At 41.1% G+C, this 20,109-nt stretch carries 18 protein-coding genes and 1 pseudogene; 7 read left to right on the forward strand and 12 right to left on the reverse strand.

All coding sequences use genetic code 11. The features are described from left to right. Nucleotides 1-8 precede the first annotated feature (8 nt). From AAEY72_RS07420 to AAEY72_RS07435, 4 genes are all read left to right on the forward strand, one after another. Complete coding sequence (locus AAEY72_RS07420; protein WP_352310071.1) at nucleotides 9-1,235, forward strand: type 1 periplasmic-binding domain-containing protein; 1,227 nt, start codon at nucleotides 9-11, stop codon at nucleotides 1,233-1,235. A gap of 231 nt (nucleotides 1,236-1,466) precedes the next feature. Further along, nucleotides 1,467-2,165 carry a DUF2345 domain-containing protein gene (locus AAEY72_RS07425; protein WP_352310099.1) on the forward strand — a complete coding sequence of 233 codons (699 nt, stop codon included), beginning with the start codon at nucleotides 1,467-1,469 and terminating at the stop codon, nucleotides 2,163-2,165. Continuing rightward, nucleotides 2,165-3,154: a hypothetical protein gene (locus AAEY72_RS07430; protein WP_194619007.1), complete on the forward strand. Its 990-nt coding sequence runs from the start codon at nucleotides 2,165-2,167 to the stop codon at nucleotides 3,152-3,154. Before AAEY72_RS07425 ends, AAEY72_RS07430 begins: the two co-directional genes overlap by 1 nt. Nucleotides 3,155-3,232: 78 nt before the next feature. Beyond that, on the forward strand, nucleotides 3,233-3,688 hold the full coding sequence (locus AAEY72_RS07435) for a hypothetical protein (RefSeq protein WP_352310072.1): 456 nt from the start codon (nucleotides 3,233-3,235) through the stop codon (nucleotides 3,686-3,688). Between the two features lie 31 nt (nucleotides 3,689-3,719). On the opposite strand, the pseudogene AAEY72_RS07440 reads toward AAEY72_RS07435, so the two are convergent. Then, nucleotides 3,720-3,878: pseudogene (locus AAEY72_RS07440) on the reverse strand (IS630 transposase-related protein); the annotation flags it as partial. Nucleotides 3,879-4,176: 298 nt separating this feature from the next. On the opposite strand from AAEY72_RS07440, the gene AAEY72_RS07445 reads away from it, so the two are divergent. Continuing rightward, the gene (locus AAEY72_RS07445; RefSeq protein WP_352310073.1) at nucleotides 4,177-4,620 is read left to right on the forward strand and encodes a hypothetical protein; all 444 of its coding nucleotides are present in this window, start codon (nucleotides 4,177-4,179) and stop codon (nucleotides 4,618-4,620) included. Between the two features lie 349 nt (nucleotides 4,621-4,969). Here AAEY72_RS07445 and AAEY72_RS07450 read toward each other — a convergent pair whose 3' ends face one another. The 4 genes from AAEY72_RS07450 to AAEY72_RS07465 all read right to left on the reverse strand — a co-directional run bounded on the left by AAEY72_RS07450 (nucleotide 4,970) and on the right by AAEY72_RS07465 (nucleotide 10,987). Next, nucleotides 4,970-5,404, reverse strand: coding sequence for an HIT domain-containing protein (locus AAEY72_RS07450; protein ID WP_189580711.1), 435 nt, complete (start codon nucleotides 5,402-5,404; stop codon nucleotides 4,970-4,972). Between the two features lie 283 nt (nucleotides 5,405-5,687). Then, nucleotides 5,688-9,443 (reverse strand): transcription-repair coupling factor, encoded by a 3,756-nt coding sequence (gene mfd / locus AAEY72_RS07455; protein WP_352310074.1) that lies wholly within the window; start codon nucleotides 9,441-9,443, stop codon nucleotides 5,688-5,690. Between the two features lie 238 nt (nucleotides 9,444-9,681). Continuing rightward, entirely contained in the window at nucleotides 9,682-10,197 is a 516-nt protein-coding gene (rraA, locus tag AAEY72_RS07460; protein WP_352310100.1) for a ribonuclease E activity regulator RraA, read from the reverse strand. A gap of 88 nt (nucleotides 10,198-10,285) precedes the next feature. Beyond that, a complete protein-coding gene (locus tag AAEY72_RS07465) occupies nucleotides 10,286-10,987 on the reverse strand; it encodes an NAD-dependent epimerase/dehydratase family protein (RefSeq protein WP_189580705.1) in 702 nt (233 codons plus the stop codon). A gap of 467 nt (nucleotides 10,988-11,454) precedes the next feature. Between AAEY72_RS07465 and rpsT the strand changes: the two genes are divergently transcribed. Together rpsT and AAEY72_RS07475 are read left to right on the forward strand one after the other, a co-directional pair. Then, entirely contained in the window at nucleotides 11,455-11,721 is a 267-nt protein-coding gene (gene rpsT / locus AAEY72_RS07470; protein ID WP_010200097.1) for a 30S ribosomal protein S20, read from the forward strand. Nucleotides 11,722-11,843: 122 nt separating this feature from the next. Next, complete coding sequence (locus AAEY72_RS07475) at nucleotides 11,844-12,986, forward strand: FAD binding domain-containing protein (protein ID WP_352310101.1); 1,143 nt, start codon at nucleotides 11,844-11,846, stop codon at nucleotides 12,984-12,986. Nucleotides 12,987-13,067: 81 nt separating this feature from the next. On the opposite strand, the gene AAEY72_RS07480 is transcribed toward AAEY72_RS07475, so the two are convergent. The 7 genes from AAEY72_RS07480 to cmk all read right to left on the reverse strand — a co-directional run bounded on the left by AAEY72_RS07480 (nucleotide 13,068) and on the right by cmk (nucleotide 19,742). Further along, on the reverse strand, nucleotides 13,068-13,904 hold the full coding sequence (locus AAEY72_RS07480) for a histidine phosphatase family protein (RefSeq protein WP_352310075.1): 837 nt from the start codon (nucleotides 13,902-13,904) through the stop codon (nucleotides 13,068-13,070). Nucleotides 13,905-14,071: 167 nt separating this feature from the next. Further along, nucleotides 14,072-14,869, reverse strand: a complete 798-nt coding sequence (locus tag AAEY72_RS07485) for a metallophosphoesterase (protein WP_352310076.1) — start codon at nucleotides 14,867-14,869, stop codon at nucleotides 14,072-14,074. Nucleotides 14,870-15,094: 225 nt separating this feature from the next. After that, on the reverse strand, nucleotides 15,095-15,793 hold the full coding sequence (pyrF, locus tag AAEY72_RS07490) for an orotidine-5'-phosphate decarboxylase (RefSeq protein WP_352310077.1): 699 nt from the start codon (nucleotides 15,791-15,793) through the stop codon (nucleotides 15,095-15,097). Nucleotides 15,794-15,865: 72 nt separating this feature from the next. Next, entirely contained in the window at nucleotides 15,866-16,270 is a 405-nt protein-coding gene (locus AAEY72_RS07495; protein ID WP_352310078.1) for a lipopolysaccharide assembly protein LapA domain-containing protein, read from the reverse strand. A gap of 101 nt (nucleotides 16,271-16,371) precedes the next feature. Then, a complete protein-coding gene (locus tag AAEY72_RS07500) occupies nucleotides 16,372-16,677 on the reverse strand; it encodes an integration host factor subunit beta (RefSeq protein WP_010200120.1) in 306 nt (101 codons plus the stop codon). 335 nt (nucleotides 16,678-17,012) lie between these two features. Continuing rightward, nucleotides 17,013-18,701, reverse strand: a complete 1,689-nt coding sequence (gene rpsA, locus AAEY72_RS07505) for a 30S ribosomal protein S1 (RefSeq protein ID WP_189580689.1) — start codon at nucleotides 18,699-18,701, stop codon at nucleotides 17,013-17,015. Between the two features lie 288 nt (nucleotides 18,702-18,989). After that, entirely contained in the window at nucleotides 18,990-19,742 is a 753-nt protein-coding gene (gene cmk / locus AAEY72_RS07510) for a (d)CMP kinase (RefSeq protein WP_352310079.1), read from the reverse strand. Nucleotides 19,743-20,109 lie beyond the last annotated feature (367 nt).

Consider the following 20,109-nt stretch of genomic DNA (forward strand, 5'->3'; position numbering starts at 1 on the left):
GAACAATTATGTTTAAATATAGATTTTTTAAAACAGCATTGCTAGCAGTCTCGCTATCACTATCTACAGTAGCTTGCAGTGAAAATAATAAAGGAAATATTATGCCGCCTCATGCTTATGTTTCAGTAGAAGAAAGTCCTGAAACCTTTAAGAAAAATAATGAGGGCATTAAACAGTATTGGAGTTTTGATGATAATCCTCTCAATATTGGTAGCTTAGGCGTTACTTTTTATAAATTACGTTTTCCTAGCGATAATTATGCCACTGTTACGTTTACTTACCCTGATGTTCCGTCGTTTACTATCCAAAATGTTAGTAGTACTTCAGGATTCTACAGTCACGATAGACCAGAACGAGGCATAGAGTCTTCTGCAGTTCGTTTCTTTATCGAAAATGCGCAAGGTAGTTATGGTGTTACAAAAAAAGATGCCTATGTCGCCATGCAAAAGTTGTTCAAACAGCTAGAAGAGCAAGGTTGGCAGGATGATCATCGAATTGATGACCCTCGTATATCTGTTCAAGATAGTTATACTTACGGTACTAGTGAAAATGTCTCAGATAACTTTATAAACTATCAATACCCTTTAACCTTAGATCAGTTCAAGAAACTACCTAGCTTGCAATTTTGGGATCTACGAAATGGTAATGATGTTTTTTTAGATATTACTATGCAATACAACTTTGAAGAAGAGATCAATAATTATGTCTATATGATCAGTTTAGATTTTATGTCTGAGCAGAGCTTTCTTAATAGTTATGTTGAATACGAAAATCCAGATGATACTATGGAAACACTCTTTACAAAGGCTTATCCAGACTTACCTACGTCTAGGTTATACGCTGAAACCCAAGCTTTAGAAACAGGTCTAAAAATCCAGCAAGATCAACCTGACTATACCCTCCCCCTTGTATTAGAAAAAACAGGCATCGATACCAGTAAGTTTGTATCGATTGACCCTTATAAAATAACTTATGAAGAGTTTATGCAGCGTAAAGAAGCTGGCGAAGACATGACTCCTTATTATGAAAATAAAACCAAACCTAATAAACCCGAAATTACCAGTCAAGCAAGAGGACGTTGCCTAGCTGGTCAGCCCTGCCCCAAATCAGGCTACTGGCGTACGTTTGCTAATGCAGACAGCCGAGCCTACTTTAAGCAAGGCGACATCATGCCAGATTATCCTAATAACCAATGGGGTCAGGTTATTTGGCAGTTTGAGGGTAAAAAAGGTTAGTTTGTTATTATTTTACTTAAACCACCTTCGGGTGGTTTTTTATATTTACTACTCTCCACTCAACCGCAAACCCACGCTCAATCTGGACAGCATAACTATCAGCAGCATACCCCGACTCTGACCCAAACTGCATTAGGTGGTCAGCACTTAACTGAGCGTTTAACCCAGCTGGCTACAGGACTGGGCAGAAACGTTAAAGACCATGCCAATATTAAGACTCAGTTAGAGAGTATCGCCAAGGAACAAGACACTAAAACCCATCAAACAACGCCATTCACGCTAATCGACAGCGCAGCAGACACAAGTTATGTCAGCGAAGATACGCTGATTCACAGAAGCATGGGCGAAATGATTAATACCACTCAGCAAGATATGATGATCAGTAGTGGCGATAGTCATAACCAAGTCAGTAGCGAATCACTCAATATAGTAGCCGATGGTCAGTTTAGTATGACCAATGCAAAAGAAAATATCACCCTCTCAGCGCATACAGGAAAACTGGAAGCGACGGCTAAGCAAGATGTGAATATCGCCTCCTCAACTAAAGCCGTTGAGATAGTGGCGACCAATAAGATTACGCTGACGGCTGGTGGTGCGAGTATTACGCTTGATGGCGCAGATATTACGATTGCGGCTAAGCAGTTTACGGAGAAGGCTGGGAAGCATAGTAAGGCTGGGGGTGGAACGGATGGGTTGGGATTAGAAAAACTACCCAGTAAGATGCTTGAAACGGATAATAATTTACGAATTGTATATGACGAAGGATTTATTATAATCGACGAAGATACTCAATTACCTATCCAAAGCTGCCATTATAAAATCATAAAACCAGATCGTAGTTTTGAAACAGGTATCACGGACAAAACAGGTAAAACGCATATAATCGAAGGTTACAATATTGAAGAACTAGAAATCGAGGTAAAATTCTAATGGCAAACACCACTGATAACTGGCAAAGAATCGGGCAGTCATCAACTAGTCCAAAAAGTAATACTAATAGAGCAGTAGTAAGTACAAAAGTACCAAAAACTGAAAATATTGTATTCATCGGTTCTGAGTATGATTACGATAGCTTTTGGTTGAAAAATATGTTCATCGCATCTGCTTATCCTTTTATAAAAGATAGAAAGAAATTTAGAGCATGTGACAAAGTAACAATCGCTTATGTAGACTACGGCTATACCCGTCTAGAGAAGCTAGCAATTGAAGGATTAAAAGAAGAAATTAACTTCCCTTGTGATATTAGATTTATTCCTATTTATATGCAGTCGCAAGTTATCGATATTTTCAATGAGCAGAGAGCAACTTACAAAATACAAGATTTAGCATTCTTCTGTCATGGCCTCAATAGTGTAATTGCACTAAATTATTACAGCTCACCTCCTATAAATCTTACCACTTCTCAAATTAAATCATTAAATCCTAATATATTTCTTTCTAATGGCACAGCTTATTCATACGCCTGTAGAACCGGAATTTCGAAAAGTGATGACGAATTTACTAAGCTGTCTTCAGCTGAACCAAGCTTAAGTTTTGCACAAAATTTTTCTACGCATAATGGTATAAATTTTCATGCTTTTTATAAACGCTCTCTATACCGCAATATATTATTCATGCCTAAAGAATCTTCTTCTATCTCTAAAGAACTTAGAACAAAAAGAAGTAATAATGGAGACTTAAGTTCATTTAATTTATTAACTAATTATGAAGCTTTAAAGCATGTAGGATTAGGTCATACCATAGTAATAAAATCTCCTATTAAGATGCCTAACTTTTTTGATCTTATTCCTAGAGGAAATGTAGGTGAAGGAGTAGAAGACTATTCTCTCTGGAGAAAAGGAGGTGGCATGAACCTCCCATCTACAGCAGAAACTCCTTTAGGTCTACCTACGGGTATTCATATATTCAAACCTAAATAGCGGATATTATCTATAAAAAAAATTATCATAATCTTTTCTATATCTACTATTTTTCTTCTCACATTACTAGGAATTAATATGAATGCTAACTCAATGTCTTCGTTTAGTACCAATCAGTTCAATAAAGAAGTTTATAAAATAATTAATGCAGAGAATAAATTACACAAGAAAAAGTACTTTGAAAGCCTCAATCATACTAATTATTTACAGCATCCTATCACTTTGAAAGGAGTAAATCCTCCTAGAAACTCAAGTCTATATATCTACTCAAGAATTAATGATTCTTTTATATATGCTGGTTCATTTTCTAAAGTTATAGAGACTAATATTAGTGATGTCTTTTATTCTGAAATAAATGACTCTCTAGCTTTCTATATTTATGACGATGAAACATTAACAGGGTATACAGCTGAACAAGAGAAGTTTTCTCCTACTTGGGTTGAAGGAAAAAAAACAGTAGTAAGCTTTCTACCTTCTAGACAACCTGATGCAAAAACGGGGCAAAACATCTCATATATTGTAGAAATAGAATAAATACTCATAACTTCTTATAAGTTGTCTAAAGTTAATTATGCCAATACAGACTGATACCAAGGCGTTTTAGAGCATTAAAGATACCCTTTTTACTACAGTTCAAGCGACGAGCTCTTTCGTAATTATAATCATCAGGGTATCTTTTTACGTCTTCAATCAATGCGTCATCAGGTATTTTAGTCGGTGCTTTATTTCTCTTTGTTTTAGGGGCTAAGCTCTACTGCCAGCTATGAATACTGCTGGTACTAAGTCCTTAAAACAGAGCCGCTTCTCGTATGGTCATGCCATCAACGATGCTAGAAAATACCTGCTTGCGATAGTCTATTGAATAAGGCATCGTTTATTTCACTAAATGCGATTGTTAATAATATTGTATCGGTTTTATTTGGATTAGACTATATATGAAAAGACATTATTTAAAATATACCGTGGTCACGTTAGTGTTTTTATTAATACTAATTTTTACTTACATTCATATGGCAAAATCAATGAATGCATTTAATTCTCAGAAATTTAGTCAAGCTGACTTTATATATATTCAAGAAGACTTGAATAGTCAATACATATCATACAAAGAAAGTATCAAAAAAAAACCTAGTACCGAAGTGACAATGAAATTCCATAATATTATTTCGCCAAATACGTCTAATATCGAAATATATTCTCACAAAGTCTCCAACTATCTATATATTGGCCCCTACGAATCTACTCTTAGCTTTCCTATACACGATCTATTATTTGAAGACAGTGGGATTGATTCTTTAGTTATATCAATAGTAGATAAAAAAGATAGCACATCTCATACTATCGAACAGGAAGCAACCTTTGAGTTTTGGAAACAGAATAAAACCACTAACATCTGGTTTTTGCCATTTAGAAATTACGATGAAAAAACAGGTACAAGTGTAGGATACACAGTTTCAATTAATTAAAATTTTCGATGGTGTATCAAAAAGTATACTAGGGGAATAAAGGAGAGTGACCGCCGAAGCAGAATTACCAATGTGACTGCAAGCATCAGTTCATTGTCGATAACACCTTAACCTATCACGGCTATCTTTTCAAAATAGAAAATATCATACGGCTAATGATGGTTAGAAGTTGTGATGTTAGGGACATTGCTGTTATGGTCTCAGTTAGTGTTGGTAAAGCGATAAGCAGCTATGCTCATCACTTTATAAGACTGCCCCTAAAAAATCCTACTCTGACTCAAACCGCATTGGGTGGTCTAACCCCTTTCGTTTGATCCACCCTCATGCTTTTTGAAACGCCATTTAAGTTTTACTGCATTTGCCAATCAAATGGCATTTGATGATGACCACGTAACGCCATCATTAGCGTCTGTTGCATCTGCGCCAATACTTCGTTGGTATACGGTATAGCAGGGACACCCCATACTGGATTTGGCCATTGCATGTCGTTCTGATAGCGAACAATATGATGGAAATGTAGCTGCGGTACTTGATTGCCCAGTGCTGCCACGTTCATTTTGTCGGCTTGGAAGGTCTTGGCCAGTTGGCTTGATAACCAGCTCGACTCACGCAAAAACTGCACTTGGTCTGCCTCAGACAGCTCATATAACTCTTTGATGCCTGATACTCGTGGCACCAATATCAACCAAGGAAACTGGCAATCATTAATTAGACGACAAGTCGATAAAGGGAAATCCCCCACTAAGAAACTATCAGCAGCAAGTTTATGATGAAGTTGGAACATAATGACGGTTCTCTTGTTATGACGCTTGAATAAAAGGAAATGAATTAAAAACTTAATGGGTTATAGCCAGTTCAATATGAAAAAGATACGACAAATAAAGCATCCAGCTGGGATGATTTTTAGAGTGAATCGACTGTATAAAGATAATAGGCTAAATATAGAATGTCGCTATTTTATCAGTTATCCAGTTGATAAAATAGCACCCTGACTGATTGCCTTGGAATGTTCGTTTGGCGTAGCATAGTTGACGCCTGTACCTGCTAAGCAATTGCTTAGAACAAAGCTAAACAGGCTCTGTCACCATATGCTCACTAAAGTAGCGTAATAGCTCTTGGATCACAGTGACGCGCTGCTGCGGTGTTGCCAGTTTATCGGCATCTTGGTAACGAATACCAGAAGCACCATTCATACGATAGCGCTGACCATTGCTCTGAATCAATTTAATAATCGCTAACGCATCAACGGGTGTATCAGGCGCAAATTCCAACGTCATACTATTACTATTGGCATCAATTTTATTAATCTTCAGTGGCTCGGCTTGTATACGCAGTCCGTGAATGGCAAAAAGCTGCTTGGTTTGATCGGGTAATATGCCAAAGCGGTCAATCATTTCGGTACGGATATCAGTGAGCGCTTCTTTATCATCGGCATTACTGATACGTTTATAAAACAACAAACGCTGATGCACATCGTGTAAATACTCTTCTGGTATCAATGCCGAGCTATGCAGATTAATCTCGCTGGTCAGTGACAATGGCGTACTCAAATCGGGCTCTTTACCCGCTTTAATCGCTTTTGTCGCGCGCTCCAGCATGTCCATATATAAACTGAAGCCAATCGCTTGCATATTACCGCTTTGCTGCTTACCAAGTATCTCACCAGCACCGCGAATCTCCAAATCTTCACTTGCCAGCATAAAACCTGCACCCAGTGTATTGGCGCGTTCAATGGCATGTAAGCGTCGCTTGGCATCACCTTTGAGACCTTTAATAGACGGTACAAGTAAGTAACAATACGCTTGATGATGGCTACGACCTACACGACCACGCAGCTGATGCAATTGCGCCAAGCCAAACTTGTCAGCGCGCTCAATAATAATGGTATTGGCATTCGGCACGTCAATACCGGTTTCAATAATGGTCGAGCATATCAGGACGTTGAATTTTTTATGATAATACTGCTGCATTACCTGTTCAAGTTGGCGCTCTTGCATTTGACCATGAGCGACCCCTACTCGCGCCTCTGGTACTAGCTCTCGAATGGTCTCAGCCATACGCTCTATACTGGCAACATCGTTGTGAAGCAAATACACCTGTCCCCCACGCAGTAACTCGCGCAAAATAGCCTCTTTCATTAATGCTTCTGTTTTTTGCATGACAAAGGTTTTAATCGCCAGACGACGAGCAGGTGGCGTAGCAATAATCGACATATCACGCATACCAGAGAGCGCCATATTAAGCGTTCTAGGGATTGGTGTCGCTGTCATCGACATACTATCTACATCGGTCTGAATCGCCTTGATACGCTCCTTATGACGCACACCGAAGCGATGCTCTTCATCGACAATCATCAGGCCCAAATTAGAAAACTTCACATCGGGCTGTAATAATTTATGAGTGCCGATAACAATATCAACTTTACCAGCCGTCAAGTCAGCCAATACCGTATCTTGATGCTTTTTACCGCCAAAACGCGACAGCGTTTCGACTCGTACCGGCCAATCAGCAAAGCGATCACGAAAATTGTCTTCATGCTGACCTGCCAGCAAAGTCGTCGGTACCAATACGGCTACTTGATAGCCAGCACTAACCGCAATGAACGCAGCGCGCATAGCGACTTCAGTTTTACCAAAACCCACATCACCGCAGATAAGGCGATCCATTGGTTGGTTTTGCCTCATGTCCTCCATAACGGCATGGATAGCATTAGCTTGATCGGGTGTTTCTTCAAAAGCAAATTGACTGGCAAACAGCTCATACTGTGATGAGTCGATTTTAAAATGAATACCGACTTTAGCTTCACGCCTTGCTTGCATATTGAGCAGTTCAGCAGCGACATCATGAATTTGCTCCAAAGCTTTTTGCTTGGCTTTGTCCCATTTGCCGCTACCGATTTTATGTAGCGGTGCTAAGGCAGGATCACCGCCACTATAACGACTGATCATTTGTAGATTGGCGACTGGCACATAAATACTGGCATCATCAGCGTATTTCAAATGAATAAACTCTTGCTCGCCATCACCCACATCTAGTGTAATCAGACCATTATAGCGACCGATACCGTGCTCAATATGCACCACAGGGCTGCCTTCGGTTATCTCGGTGACACTCTTAACCAAAAACTCTTCTGACACACCGCTTTGACGACGACGACGCGTTTGCAGTACTTGCCGACCAAATAATTGTGTCTCACTAATCAATACCAAACGCTCAGGGACATATACCCCGCGTTCAATGGGTGCAACGGTTAGCCCAACCTGTGGTAGCTTTTTAGCATTAAGCCCAGTAGTTTTATCAGCTGCTAAAAATGCCTCAAAGCTATCATAAGCTTTGATGTCTATTTTACCTTTAAACAGCTCAATCAGAATCTCACGGCGACCTGCTGTTTCGGCAACGATTAATACTGGTGTCGCCGTTTGCGCTTGTAGCGCTAAAAATTCTAATAACTCTGTGAGAGGTTCAGCTTTTTGATGATTCACTGATAATTGCGGCGGCTCTAGCGCGCTTAACGTCACCAATCCTTGCTGTTTATTTGCCACAAGTGGCAGTTGTGACTGTGAATCTGACTGTTGTTCAACCTCTAACAATGAATCATCTTCTAATAACGCATCATCGCTATCAATCGCAGCGACATCCGTCATGGTAGCCAGCTCATTGCGCGCACTTAAAATCACGCGTGGATAGTGGTTGAGGTGCTCGTTTAAAGTATTTGATAATAAATACAACAATTCAGGGGCGACAATAGGCTTGTCAATATCATGACGACGCTCTTCATAACGGCGCTGAATCTGTGACCAGTAATCTGCTTGCTTTTCGTTAATTAGCTCATCTGTTATAAATAGCGTATCGCTTGGTAAATAGGCAAATAAGCTACTCTCCGCCTCCCAATCCTTTAAATCAAAAAATAATGGTTGGTAGTATTCTAATCCGCTACTGGCGATACCTGCCATCACATCTTTATGCAGCTCAAACTTACGGCTGCTGGCACTAGGGAACATGGCAGCAAAGTTGGTGCGGAAAGTCTCACGCCCTTCATCGAGCGGAAACTCTTTCGCCGGTAGGATTTGGAATTGCTCAATAGGCTTTGAGATATCTGGTAGTTTATGCAGTAGCGATAGTGACTCTTTGCCCATGCTACTGTCATTACCACTCATCATCGTTTTAAGGTCATCAACGGTCAACGTCCGCTGGGTCTGCGGATTAAAAAAGCGAATAGTGTCGATTTCATCGTCAAATAGGTCTAGGCGTAGTGGAAACGGCTGACCCATCGCAAAGATATCAATGATGCTACCGCGTACGGCAAATTCGCCCGGCTCAAAGACATTCTCAACCGCACGGTAACCTGCCTTTGCCAATAGACCACGTTGAGTGTTGATATCAAATCGATCACCCACACTCAAATCAAAATGCTGCCCAATCAGCCAACTTGGCGGGGCGACCCGATGCATCAACGCCTGTACCGAGATGAGCAGCACGCCTGACGCTGGCATATCGGTTAATAGATTGATACGTTCGCTGACGATATCTTGATGCGGTGACAGCTCATCATAAGTCAGTGTCTCCCAATCGGGGAACACATAAGCATCGACCCCGCAAAATGCCAATTCCGTCTCTATCTGATTGAGCTGGTTTTGGTCACGGGTTACCACAACCTTCAAACGGTCAGCAACATTCCATAACGGTGTTTGTACTAGACTTGCCAACCATAAACTGCTGACGGCCCCATGCACAGGAGCCAGCCAACGCCGCTGGGCATTCTGGATAGGAAACAACTGCTGGTTAATCGGGTCAAAGGCGTCAGTCAAAGCAGTGATAGGCATAAAGGATAGGATCAATGTTAAGAGTCAGAAAGCTATTATACGAATATTTCAGCAATTACCAAAATTTATGCCGTAACGGTTTGTCACTTAGCATTTTTATTAAAAAACCAACAGCTAAATAGTTGATAAAAATCATATTCGTACATAAAGACAGGATGATTAAATGTAAAAACCTCAACGGTTAACCTGAGGTTTTTAAGTTATATTCATTAAGCTGTTTTTAAATTATAAGCTGTTTTTAAATTAATGGCTTGTCGCTAGCGATAATGCCATTATTATCTGCGTAGACAAACATACCAGAGTTTAGTGTCAAATCACCAAAGCTAATTTCAATGTCGGTCTGGCCTTCATCGCGGCGATTTGATTTACGAGGGATACAACCAAGCGCCATGACCCCGATGTCCATTGCTGCCATATCATCGACATCACGAACACAGCCGTATACCACGACCCCTGCCCAATCATTATCAATCGCTGACTGCGCAATCATATCGCCTAACAGCGCGCAACGCATTGAGCCACCACCGTCGACCACCAATACTTTGCCATTACCGTCTTTGTCTTTGCCATCGCTGTTCAGTAATGACTTTACACGGCTATTGTCTTCAAAGCATTTCACCGTCACGATTTCACCGCAAAATCTGTCTTTGCCACCAAAACGATGAAACGACTTGCCTTCGATATTAGGCAGACATACCTGCGACTCAGGATTGGCATCCAATAAATCACAGGTCACAAAGTTCTCTTTATTCATCGCGGTTGATTCTGGCATCGTGTCTGACATGATCAAGCTCCCTAACTACTTATGATTGATTTTAACTTTTTTTGATATACTACTTAGGCTATTTTTTCACTCTGGTCATCGCCAGCATCTGCTTATTTTCGATAATATTAGTATGCTTAATTAGCGGTTCCGTACGGTATTTACTACGCTGATAAATATCATTGGCGCTCATCGCCATTGCACTAGCGACGCGTTTGGCAGAAATGGGATGCAACGATAAAGACTCTGACAATAACGGTGAAATAAGTTTAAAGGCTTTTTGACCAAGGCTTTCAAGGGGACGTCCCTTGTGTTTGCCAAGTAACAATGACGGACGAAAAATCACTAGCTGCGCAAAATCTAATGCGCTAATTGACTGTTCAGTTTCAGCCTTTACTCGATTGTACAAAAACCGACTGTCGATATCGGCATTCATTGAAGACAATAAAAAGAAATTTTCGACGCCTTTATCGCGGCATAGTTTGGCAAAGTTCATATTATAATCATGATCGACTTTTCGAAACGCTTCGTCACTGCCAGCCTGCTTTTTTGTGGTGCCGAGGCAACTAAAGGCATCTGTCGTTCGATCAACACCCACACTGACAAATATTTCGCTTAGATTGTCAAAGTCATTGACCTGATAAAAGCGCATACTGGCATTGATGTAGCGTGGCGGATGCCGTGCAATCACAATCAACGTGTCGTAAAGCTCACTCAACTGTTTGACAAGGTGTTCCCCCACCAATCCTGTCGCGCCAATCATAATTGCTTTTCGCTGCATACCTTATCCATTTATATAATGTTAGAAAATCCATGATTATGAGAAGACATATCCGTAAAGACAGATTGCTCCTCTATCATACCTAAATTAACAGATAACTGAGCTCATTAAGCACAGTTTATTGTAAGAGATTTTGTCAGTGATAGGTATGACTTGGCAACTGACTTTGCTCTTAATAGCCTAATAAAGTAAAATATTAGCAAATAGTCTAACTACTTTGAGCATTAACCATCAAATATATTGTTCTAAGCGCAATAATTTGCTAAGATAACCGGCTTTACACGTCAACGCTGTTTAATTATTCCAAACAGTTCTGACGCTTGCGATGATCTATTGATATTAGATACCCTATTAATATCAGACATCGACATCATGTTTGGCGAGAGGCTGCTCGTCACCGATGATTGTTAAACCCATTATTGCAATCAACATTCATATTTTTATCTGTCTTTATCAAGGAGATACGCGTGGCTAATACTGCACAAGCTCGTAAACGCGCCCGTCAAAACACCAAACGTCGTCAGAACTCTGCGTCACAACGCTCTATGGTTCGTACTTACTTAAAACGTGTTGATGCGGCAATCGCAGCTAAAGATTATGACGCGGCTACCGAAGCTTACAAAAAAGCGGTACCGGTTCTTGATCGTATGGCTGACAAAGGTATTATTCATAAGAATAAAGCTGCTCGTCGTAAGAGCCGCCTAAACAAAACAATCAAAGGCCTTCAAGCTTAAGATTTGTCCTGTTTAGACCGTAAGCATAAAAAAACCTTGTCACTAGTTCTAATACTGGGGCAAGGTTTTTTTATGCTATTCTTTTTTGTACATAGATATTTAGGAGAGGCTCAGTGGAATCAATGACTAAGCGTGCAATCGTGATCGGTGGTTCGTTAGCTGGGCTGTTTTCAGGGACGCTATTACGTTCTATTGGCTGGCAAGTAGATATTTACGAGCGTTCTGCTCATGATTTGGATAGCAGAGGCGGTGGTGTTGTTTTGCAAGCTGATGTCGTGACTGCTCTTAAAAAGGCGGGAATTGCGACAGACAAGCTAGGCGTCGATGCTCTTGAGCGCTATTATCTGCAAAAAAATGGCTCAATTGAAAAAATGGCCATGCGTCAGACGCTCACCTCTTGGAATATTCTCTATCGCTCGATGCGAAGACACTTTCCAGATAAGCATTATCATCAAGGTAAAGTATTAGCGCAGGTACAATCAAAAGGCGCTAAGGTAACAGCTGTTTTTGTTGATGGCTCTTGTGAAACTGGAGATTTATTGATTGGTGCTGACGGGCCAAATTCAACTGTGCGCCAACAGCTTTTGCCCACTTATGAGCCTCAATACGCAGGTTACGTGGCTTATAGAGGTTTGATCGACGAAGCTGACTTAGCGCCAGAAGTGGCTAAGATATTTACTGAACGGTTTGTATTTTATGATTTTCCAAACTCGCATATTTTGGCCTACGTCATTCCTGGTGAAAACGAATCGCTGGTTCCAGGAAAACGCCGATTTAACTGGGTTTGGTACGTTAACTATGATGAGAAAACGGAGTTAGCTCATATACTTACCGACAAAAACAGTAAATTTAGAATACATTCTGTGCCGCCAGGAATGATGTCGCCTGCTGTTGATCGAGCAATGCGAAGCTACGCAGATCTTGTACTCGCTAACCCCTTCAAAAAATTAGTAGCCGCGACTAAAGAGCCTTTTGTACAGTCGATTTTAGACTTAACAGTGCCGCAGATGGCTTTCGATAGAATGGCACTGATAGGAGATGCCGCTTTTATTCCTCGGCCTCATACAGCAGCGGGTACAGCAAAAGCAGCAGCAAACGCTATTTCGTTGGTAGAGGCACTCGTTGACCATAGTCATAACGTTCCTAAAGCCTTACAAGCATGGGAGAGCAACCAGCTATCACATGGCATGCAATTATGGAAACATGGTCGCAGTGTGGGTAATCGTTCTCAGTTTTCTTATGGTAAAAGCCGAACAGAGGGATAAAAAATAAAATTCGACTGATTTTCTATTTTTGAGATGAATGGGTCAAATTTATGCTCAATAAGCATAAAACCCCTTAAAAAATTAAGTCCACTTCACTTTTGGTGGCAGCAACAATTTGCTAGGATGAAAGCCAGCAGCACGGTAACCGTCTAACAAAGTACTAACAGGACGTATATAAACCTCACCACGCCAGACAAAATAAGCATTTGCCTGATCAAAGGGCTTATCATCGAACCATAAAAACACCCCTTCCATCATCTTAGGCCAATCATTCCAATCGATTTCGGTCACATCAAGCATTACCGCCAAAAAAGCTGATAACAAAGTATCATGACTAACAGCGAGCATCAGATGCCCATGCTGCGGCTGATGTTGATAAAAGAGCGATAAAATATCAAGACCACCTTGATAGGCATTTTTAGTCCCTTCAAGATTGCCTTGTAAAAAACGATTAATAAAGTTGAGCACACCAATTTCTTTGAATACGACATTGGCAATCTCAGGTTCAGTAACTAGACTGCCCGGCTCCACCAGCAATGATTGATGAGCAATATGACGCTGTAACCCCGCCCCTTCTTGCATCAATTGTGCCGTATCAATGCAGCGCCCAATCGGACTTGAGATGCTATCGACATCAAGCGAATACGGCAGGTGTCCTGCTAGCCAACGTCCCCAGGACTTGGCCAATATGCGACCTTTAGGCGTGAGTGGCAACTGATAACTGGCAAAACCGTTACCATCAGAACGCTCGCGTAGAGAGTGCCTAGTAAATAAAATCAGTCGCTTATTATCAGGTAATAAGCTGACCGAAGAGATCATGCTATCAGGTAAGTGTGACGGCGCAGGCGCACTTGGCGTGTGACTCGCAAGCTTATCTGCGGATAGTTTTGACTGGGTATTAATAGGATATTTGCTCATGCTAGCAAGCCTAGCAGATTTTTTATCAGGAATGAACAAAATATAAATCCAGTTGCAATATAAGCAGCGAGAATGAACGGACTTTTAAAACTAATGATGAATGATAGACTATTTCAGAATGCGCTAAGCCATTGCTAGCGATCCAACGTATTTATATGAAAAACGGCTCAACCAATATCAATGACTTTATCCCAAGCAAAGGCTAATGCTGTACTACTCACCTCATTTGGATAAGCGCGTGGATTGACAATCACTCGGGTATTACCAATACGATAGTCAAATGCTTCGTGCGTATGTCCATGCACCCACAGCGTAGGCGCCCAAGTTTCATGCATCCAGCCAGATAAATCACTGACGAACGCTGCATTACTGGGTAGGCTAGCATACTTCTCAGACACTGATAACGCACTGATGCTATGATGACTCATCACTATCGTTTTTTTGCCCAGTTTTTTCGCGGTTATCAAGGCTTGTTGTAACCATTGACGCTGCTCAGCATGCAATTGCATAGACAGCTCAGGTGAGAATAGCTGATCACCAGCATATATTTGCGTATAGTCCCGCATAAAGCGTTTAGCAGCGACCATAGTGTCCTCATTCGCTTGGTACTGATAATCAGTCCACAGCGTACACCCTAAGATGCGTACTTCTCCGATGTCAATATGCTGACACTGGAGCACGCGCATGCCTTTGGCTAAGGTTTCATCGTAATTATCCCATGTTGCTAACTTCTGATCGAAATTTAGCACATCTTCTTTGAAGTACTCATGATTTCCCGCGATGGTAATAAGCGGTACCTGTAAACGTGCAGCTTGCTCTTGTAGCCACGGCATGCCGCTATCACTATTAGCGGTGTCACCAGCGACCAATACAATGTCTGCATCGGTCTTAGGAATATGCCCCATCGGATGCAATTGCCGGGCATAGCTGTCAATGTGTAAGTCACTTAATATCTGTAATTTCATATTATCCAACATCATTTAGTGGCGTTATTATTAAAAATCTAATTAGCGATAAACGCTCATAATAGTAATATTCATATTTAGTTAGATGAACATTTTTGATATGGCCATTATATTTCAGAAAGGTTGTAAGCATAAATTTAAGTAGTGTAGCAGCTTTTCCTTGTCCATCAAAAAGTAAAAAGACAGCCATTTAGGCTGTCTTTTTTTCTTAACATCTATTCAAACTCAAATACTTTGAAGTATCTTTTGTAGTTTAGCGGTAGGATTTTGTGCTTGGGTAATAGAGCGTCCAATGACCAGATAATCAGAACCCTCCATCAATGCTTGACTCGGCGTACAAATACGCTTTTGATCATCCGCGCTGTCCTCAGCGAGTCGGATGCCAGGCGTGACCAGCTTAAAGTCTTTACCACATAGAGCCTTAAGCGCTTTTGCTTCTTGGGCAGAACACACCACACCATCTAGACCAGCTTGCTTGGTCAATTGTGCTAGTCGGCTTACTTGCGCATCTAAACCGTCCGTGATGCCCGTTTGCATCAATGCTTGATTGTCCATAGAAGTCAGCACAGTGACGGCAATCAACAAGGTCTCGAAATTACCGTCTAATAGGCGTTGTTTGGCCAATGACATCGCCTCTAAGCCCGCGCTTGCATGGACATTAACCATCCATACGCCAAGCTCAGCTGCCGCCAATACCGCTTGAGCCGTGGTATTGGGAATATCGTGAAACTTTAAGTCCAAGAATACCTCAAAGTCACGCTGATGCAATGCCTTGACGATATCAGGGCCACAACGAGTAAATAGCTCTTTACCCACTTTTAATCGACATAACGTTGGGTCTAATTGGTCAGCTAGCGCCAAGGATGCATCTAAAGTCATGTTATCTAAAGCAACGATGACTGGAGAGTTAGTTATATTATTCATGGTTTTGCCATATATCAGAGTTATCAAAGCATTATATTTTTAAAATTAGCCGCGCCGCCATTATCAAGCCACTTATTCTCGCTTATGCTTAATCAAAGTAGAACCTTCATCTATATTAACTGCTGTATCTTGAGTCTGAGTCGCCGTTGTCCCGTAGACCGCATCTTCTACTGTTGGTGCATTTGCTTGACGATCAATAACGACATTGGCTTGGGTCAATTGCTCTTGCAAATGATTGTTGGCCTTGTTAAGGCGTGAGATTTCCCACTTATTTTGTAAGACACGGAAGATAAGCAATGCTAGCAAAATACCGATAATTATACCGAGTATTAAACAGAGTATCAGTAGCAACCCCAAATTCATCGTCGGTGCTTGTGAGAACAGCAAGTTTACGCCAACCTCAGTATTATTTGCCAATACCAAGCCAAGCGAATAAGCAAAGCTTAAAAACAGTAATACAAACAGTAAAAAGCGCATGAAAGATACCTCAGTTTTGAATGGAGCTAACAGTTTAAAGATAGCATTCTAGAGTGCATCATCAATTAACACATCTATGACCAATACTAATAGAGCCACTACTAGTTATTTGCTACTTTATCATTTACGGCTTCACGTAGTGCTTTACCCGGCTTAAAATGCGGAATAGCTTTGGCAGGTACAGGCACGCTTTCTCCTGTTTTTGGGTTACGCCCCATACGAGCGCGGCGATGATGTAGACAAAAACTACCAAACCCACGAACCTCTACCCGACCATCATTGGCTAAAGTATGGGTCATCAAATTTAATATTTCACGTACTGCATCATCTACAACTGTGTCAGTTATATTTTCACAATTCGCACTCAAATTACTGATAAATTCGGATTTGTTAATCGCTTGCTGCATTATGACGCTTGCCCTGTTGATTAATGGATAAAATGATTGTCAGTCAAAATCTGGTTTTTACGGTGACTATTTATAGCATTATACTGAATTAACTTAGAAACATCTAAAGTCACAGCTGCTTCTATAAGCCGATATTATTTATATAAAACTAGATCTGACTGATATATTGTTACTCAATGTTGCAAATGATAGCGGATATTAGGATAAATGGAAATAAGAGTTTGTCTGTTTGAGCAAAAACTTCTATTACTGACCACGTTATACAAATTTAATCATAAAAAAAAGCGACCGGAGTCGCTTTTTTTACATTACTTTTATATCAATAGCTTAGCAACTTACTGCATTTGTTCTTTGATCAAGTCACCAATTGTTTTTGGCTGTGCATCAGTTCCTGGAGCAGCAGTCGTGCTAGTGCTACCAAGATCTTTAATCGCTTGACGCTCTTCAGCTTCGTCTTTCGCTTTGATAGACAAGTTGATGTTGCGTGTTTTACGATCAACACTGATGATTTTAGCTTCAACATCATCACCAACCGTTAGATGCTTAGTAGCATCTTCAACGCGGTCACGTTGGATCTCAGAGGCACGTAGATAAGCTTCTACTTCGTCAGCAAGTTCGATAGTAGCACCTTTAGCGTCCACTTCTTTCACTTTACCATTAACGATAGCACCGCGGTCATTGTTGACTAGGTATTCGTTGAATGGATCAGAGCTTAACTGCTTAACGCCTAGGCTGATACGGTTAGCTTCTGCATCTACAGACAATACCATTGCTTCAACGGTGTCACCTTTATTGTAGTTACGGATAGCATCTTCGCCAGTTTCGTTCCAAGAGATATCAGATAGATGAACCAGACCATCAATACCACCGTCTAGACCGATAAAGATACCGAAGTCAGTGATTGATTTGATCGTGCCAGTGATTTTATCACCGCGCTCATGTTTCTTATCAAACTCATCCCATGGATTGGCTAGAGTTTGTTTGATACCTAAGCTGATACGACGACGTTCTTCATCGATATCAAGAATCATTACTTCAACTTCATCGCCCACTTGAACAACTTTTGATGGGTGAATGTTTTTGTTGGTATGATCCATCTCTGACACGTGTACTAGACCTTCGATGCCTTCAGAAATCTCAGCAAAACAACCATAATCAGTTAGGTTAGTAACGCGTGCTTTAACAACGCTACCCACTGGGTATGTGCCGCCAACGTTATCCCAAGGATCAGTACCAAGTTGTTTTAGACCTAGGCTAACGCGATTGCGCTCACGGTCAAACTTCAATACTTTAACTTTTAGGTCTTGACCAACTTCAACCACCTCAGATGGGTGCTTGATACGGCGCCATGCCATGTCAGTGATGTGCAATAGACCATCGATACCACCTAGGTCAACGAATGCACCGTAATCAGTAAGGTTCTTAACGATACCTTCAATCTCGATACCTTCTTCAAGCTTGTTCAATAGCTCTTCGCGCTCAGCTGAGTTTTCAGCTTCCATAACTGCACGACGGCTAACCACAACGTTGTTGCGTTTTTGATCAAGTTTGATGACTTTGAATTCTAGCTCTTTGCCTTCAAGATGCGTGGTATCACGGATAGGACGTACATCTACCAATGAACCTGGCAAAAACGCGCGTACTGAACCGATATCTACGGTAAAGCCGCCTTTAACTTTGCTAGAAATAATACCTTTAACGATCTCATCATTGTCAGAGATTTTCTCAAGGAAATTCCAAGTCTCAACGCGTTTGGCTTTTTCGCGTGACAGCAAGGTTTGACCCATACCGTTATCAACCGCTTCAACCACAACATCGACACTATCGCCAACTTCAACTTCAAGTTCGCCTTCTTCGCTTAAAAACTCTTCACGAGCGACGATACCTTCAGACTTAAGACCAGTATCTACTGTAATCCAATCACTATCGATGGCTACAACAGTACCTGTGATAACCGAGCCACGCTCGATATCAAGACCTGTTTCTTCGATGCTCGCTTCAAATAGTTCAGCAAATGATTCCATTATGTCTACCTTTGTATAGCCGTATCCTGTCCAGCACAGTACGGATCAAATTTATGACTATATAAAACGGAATACTGGTTTTATATCCTACATAGTCATATAAAAAAACGTTTGTTGCTAATAAGCGCATTGTTCATAAACACAATGTTTATAGAGCTCATTAGCAACAACTGTCTTGTGTTATTAAAACGACAACGTTGTTCTAATCACTGCTTATCCGACATCCTATAATTTTATACTAAAATCAAAGATATAGGAAACTATTTAGTGCTCAATATGTTGTTTCTATTAGCTATTAAAGCAGACACCCTGATTCTGGCAGTGTTTTTTTATCTGCTCATAAACCGCATTTGCATCTAGCATTGAGCTATCCAATACTAAGGCATCGTCTGCTGGCTTTGATGGTGCTGTCGTACGATTTTCATCCCGATCATCACGGGCTTTAATCGTCGTTAATATTGCCTCAAAATCTGCTACTTGTCCCGCTTCCATTAGCTGTGTGACACGGCGCTTGGCACGTGCTTCCGCGCTGGCAGTCAAAAATACTTTAACGTCAGCATCTGGGAACACCACCGTACCCATATCGCGACCATCAGCCACTAGGCCTGAACGAGTTGCCATGTCTTGTTGTAGCGTTAGCAAGGCATTACGAACCTTTGGATAGACAGCCACTTGTGAGGCGTAACCACCAATCGTTTCGTTACGTACTTGCTCACCTACTGCTTCGCCATTCACGATGATATCGACACGACCTGACTCATTGTTAGGCACAAAAGCAATATCTAAGCTTTGTGTCAGATGCAATACAGCCATCTCATCAATCGCTTTGCTAGCATCGGCAGTAATCAATCCTGCTTCAAACGCCTTTAGACCAACGATGCGATATAAAGCGCCTGAATCTAACAGCTGATAACCCAATGCTTGTGCCAGACGCCAAGTTACTGTGCCTTTGCCTGCGCCACTTGGACCGTCAATACAAATAACAGGATAACGCACTGGCTGCGCTTGGCTATTATCATTAGTAGGTGTAGAGACGGTCATAGGACTCACTTATCACTTAATAGTAGGCACTGCTTATATGGCTGCTTTTATATTAAAAAGCATATTAGCTAGAATGCTACTTATGCAACATTAACAACGCAATATTTACATAATTATCAACTGTTTGTTAGATCACTAACTTATTAGCAATCAAATAGGGCGATATTATAGCAAAAAAACCACGCTATCACTAGCCACAAGACTGATATCTTGTTGAATGTCTGTTTTAGGGTCTGCTGAACATTCAAATGTGGCACTGGCAGTGGCTATTTTGTAGACAATACGCAGTGAAATTTTTGACGCCTAGTCATTCTAGGTTAGACAATTTCGCCATGTATTGGCAAAAATAGCCCTGCCCTGAAAGGCT

This window comes from Psychrobacter sp. W2-37-MNA-CIBAN-0211, assembly GCF_040309405.1.
Lineage (GTDB): Bacteria > Pseudomonadota > Gammaproteobacteria > Pseudomonadales > Moraxellaceae > Psychrobacter > Psychrobacter glaciei.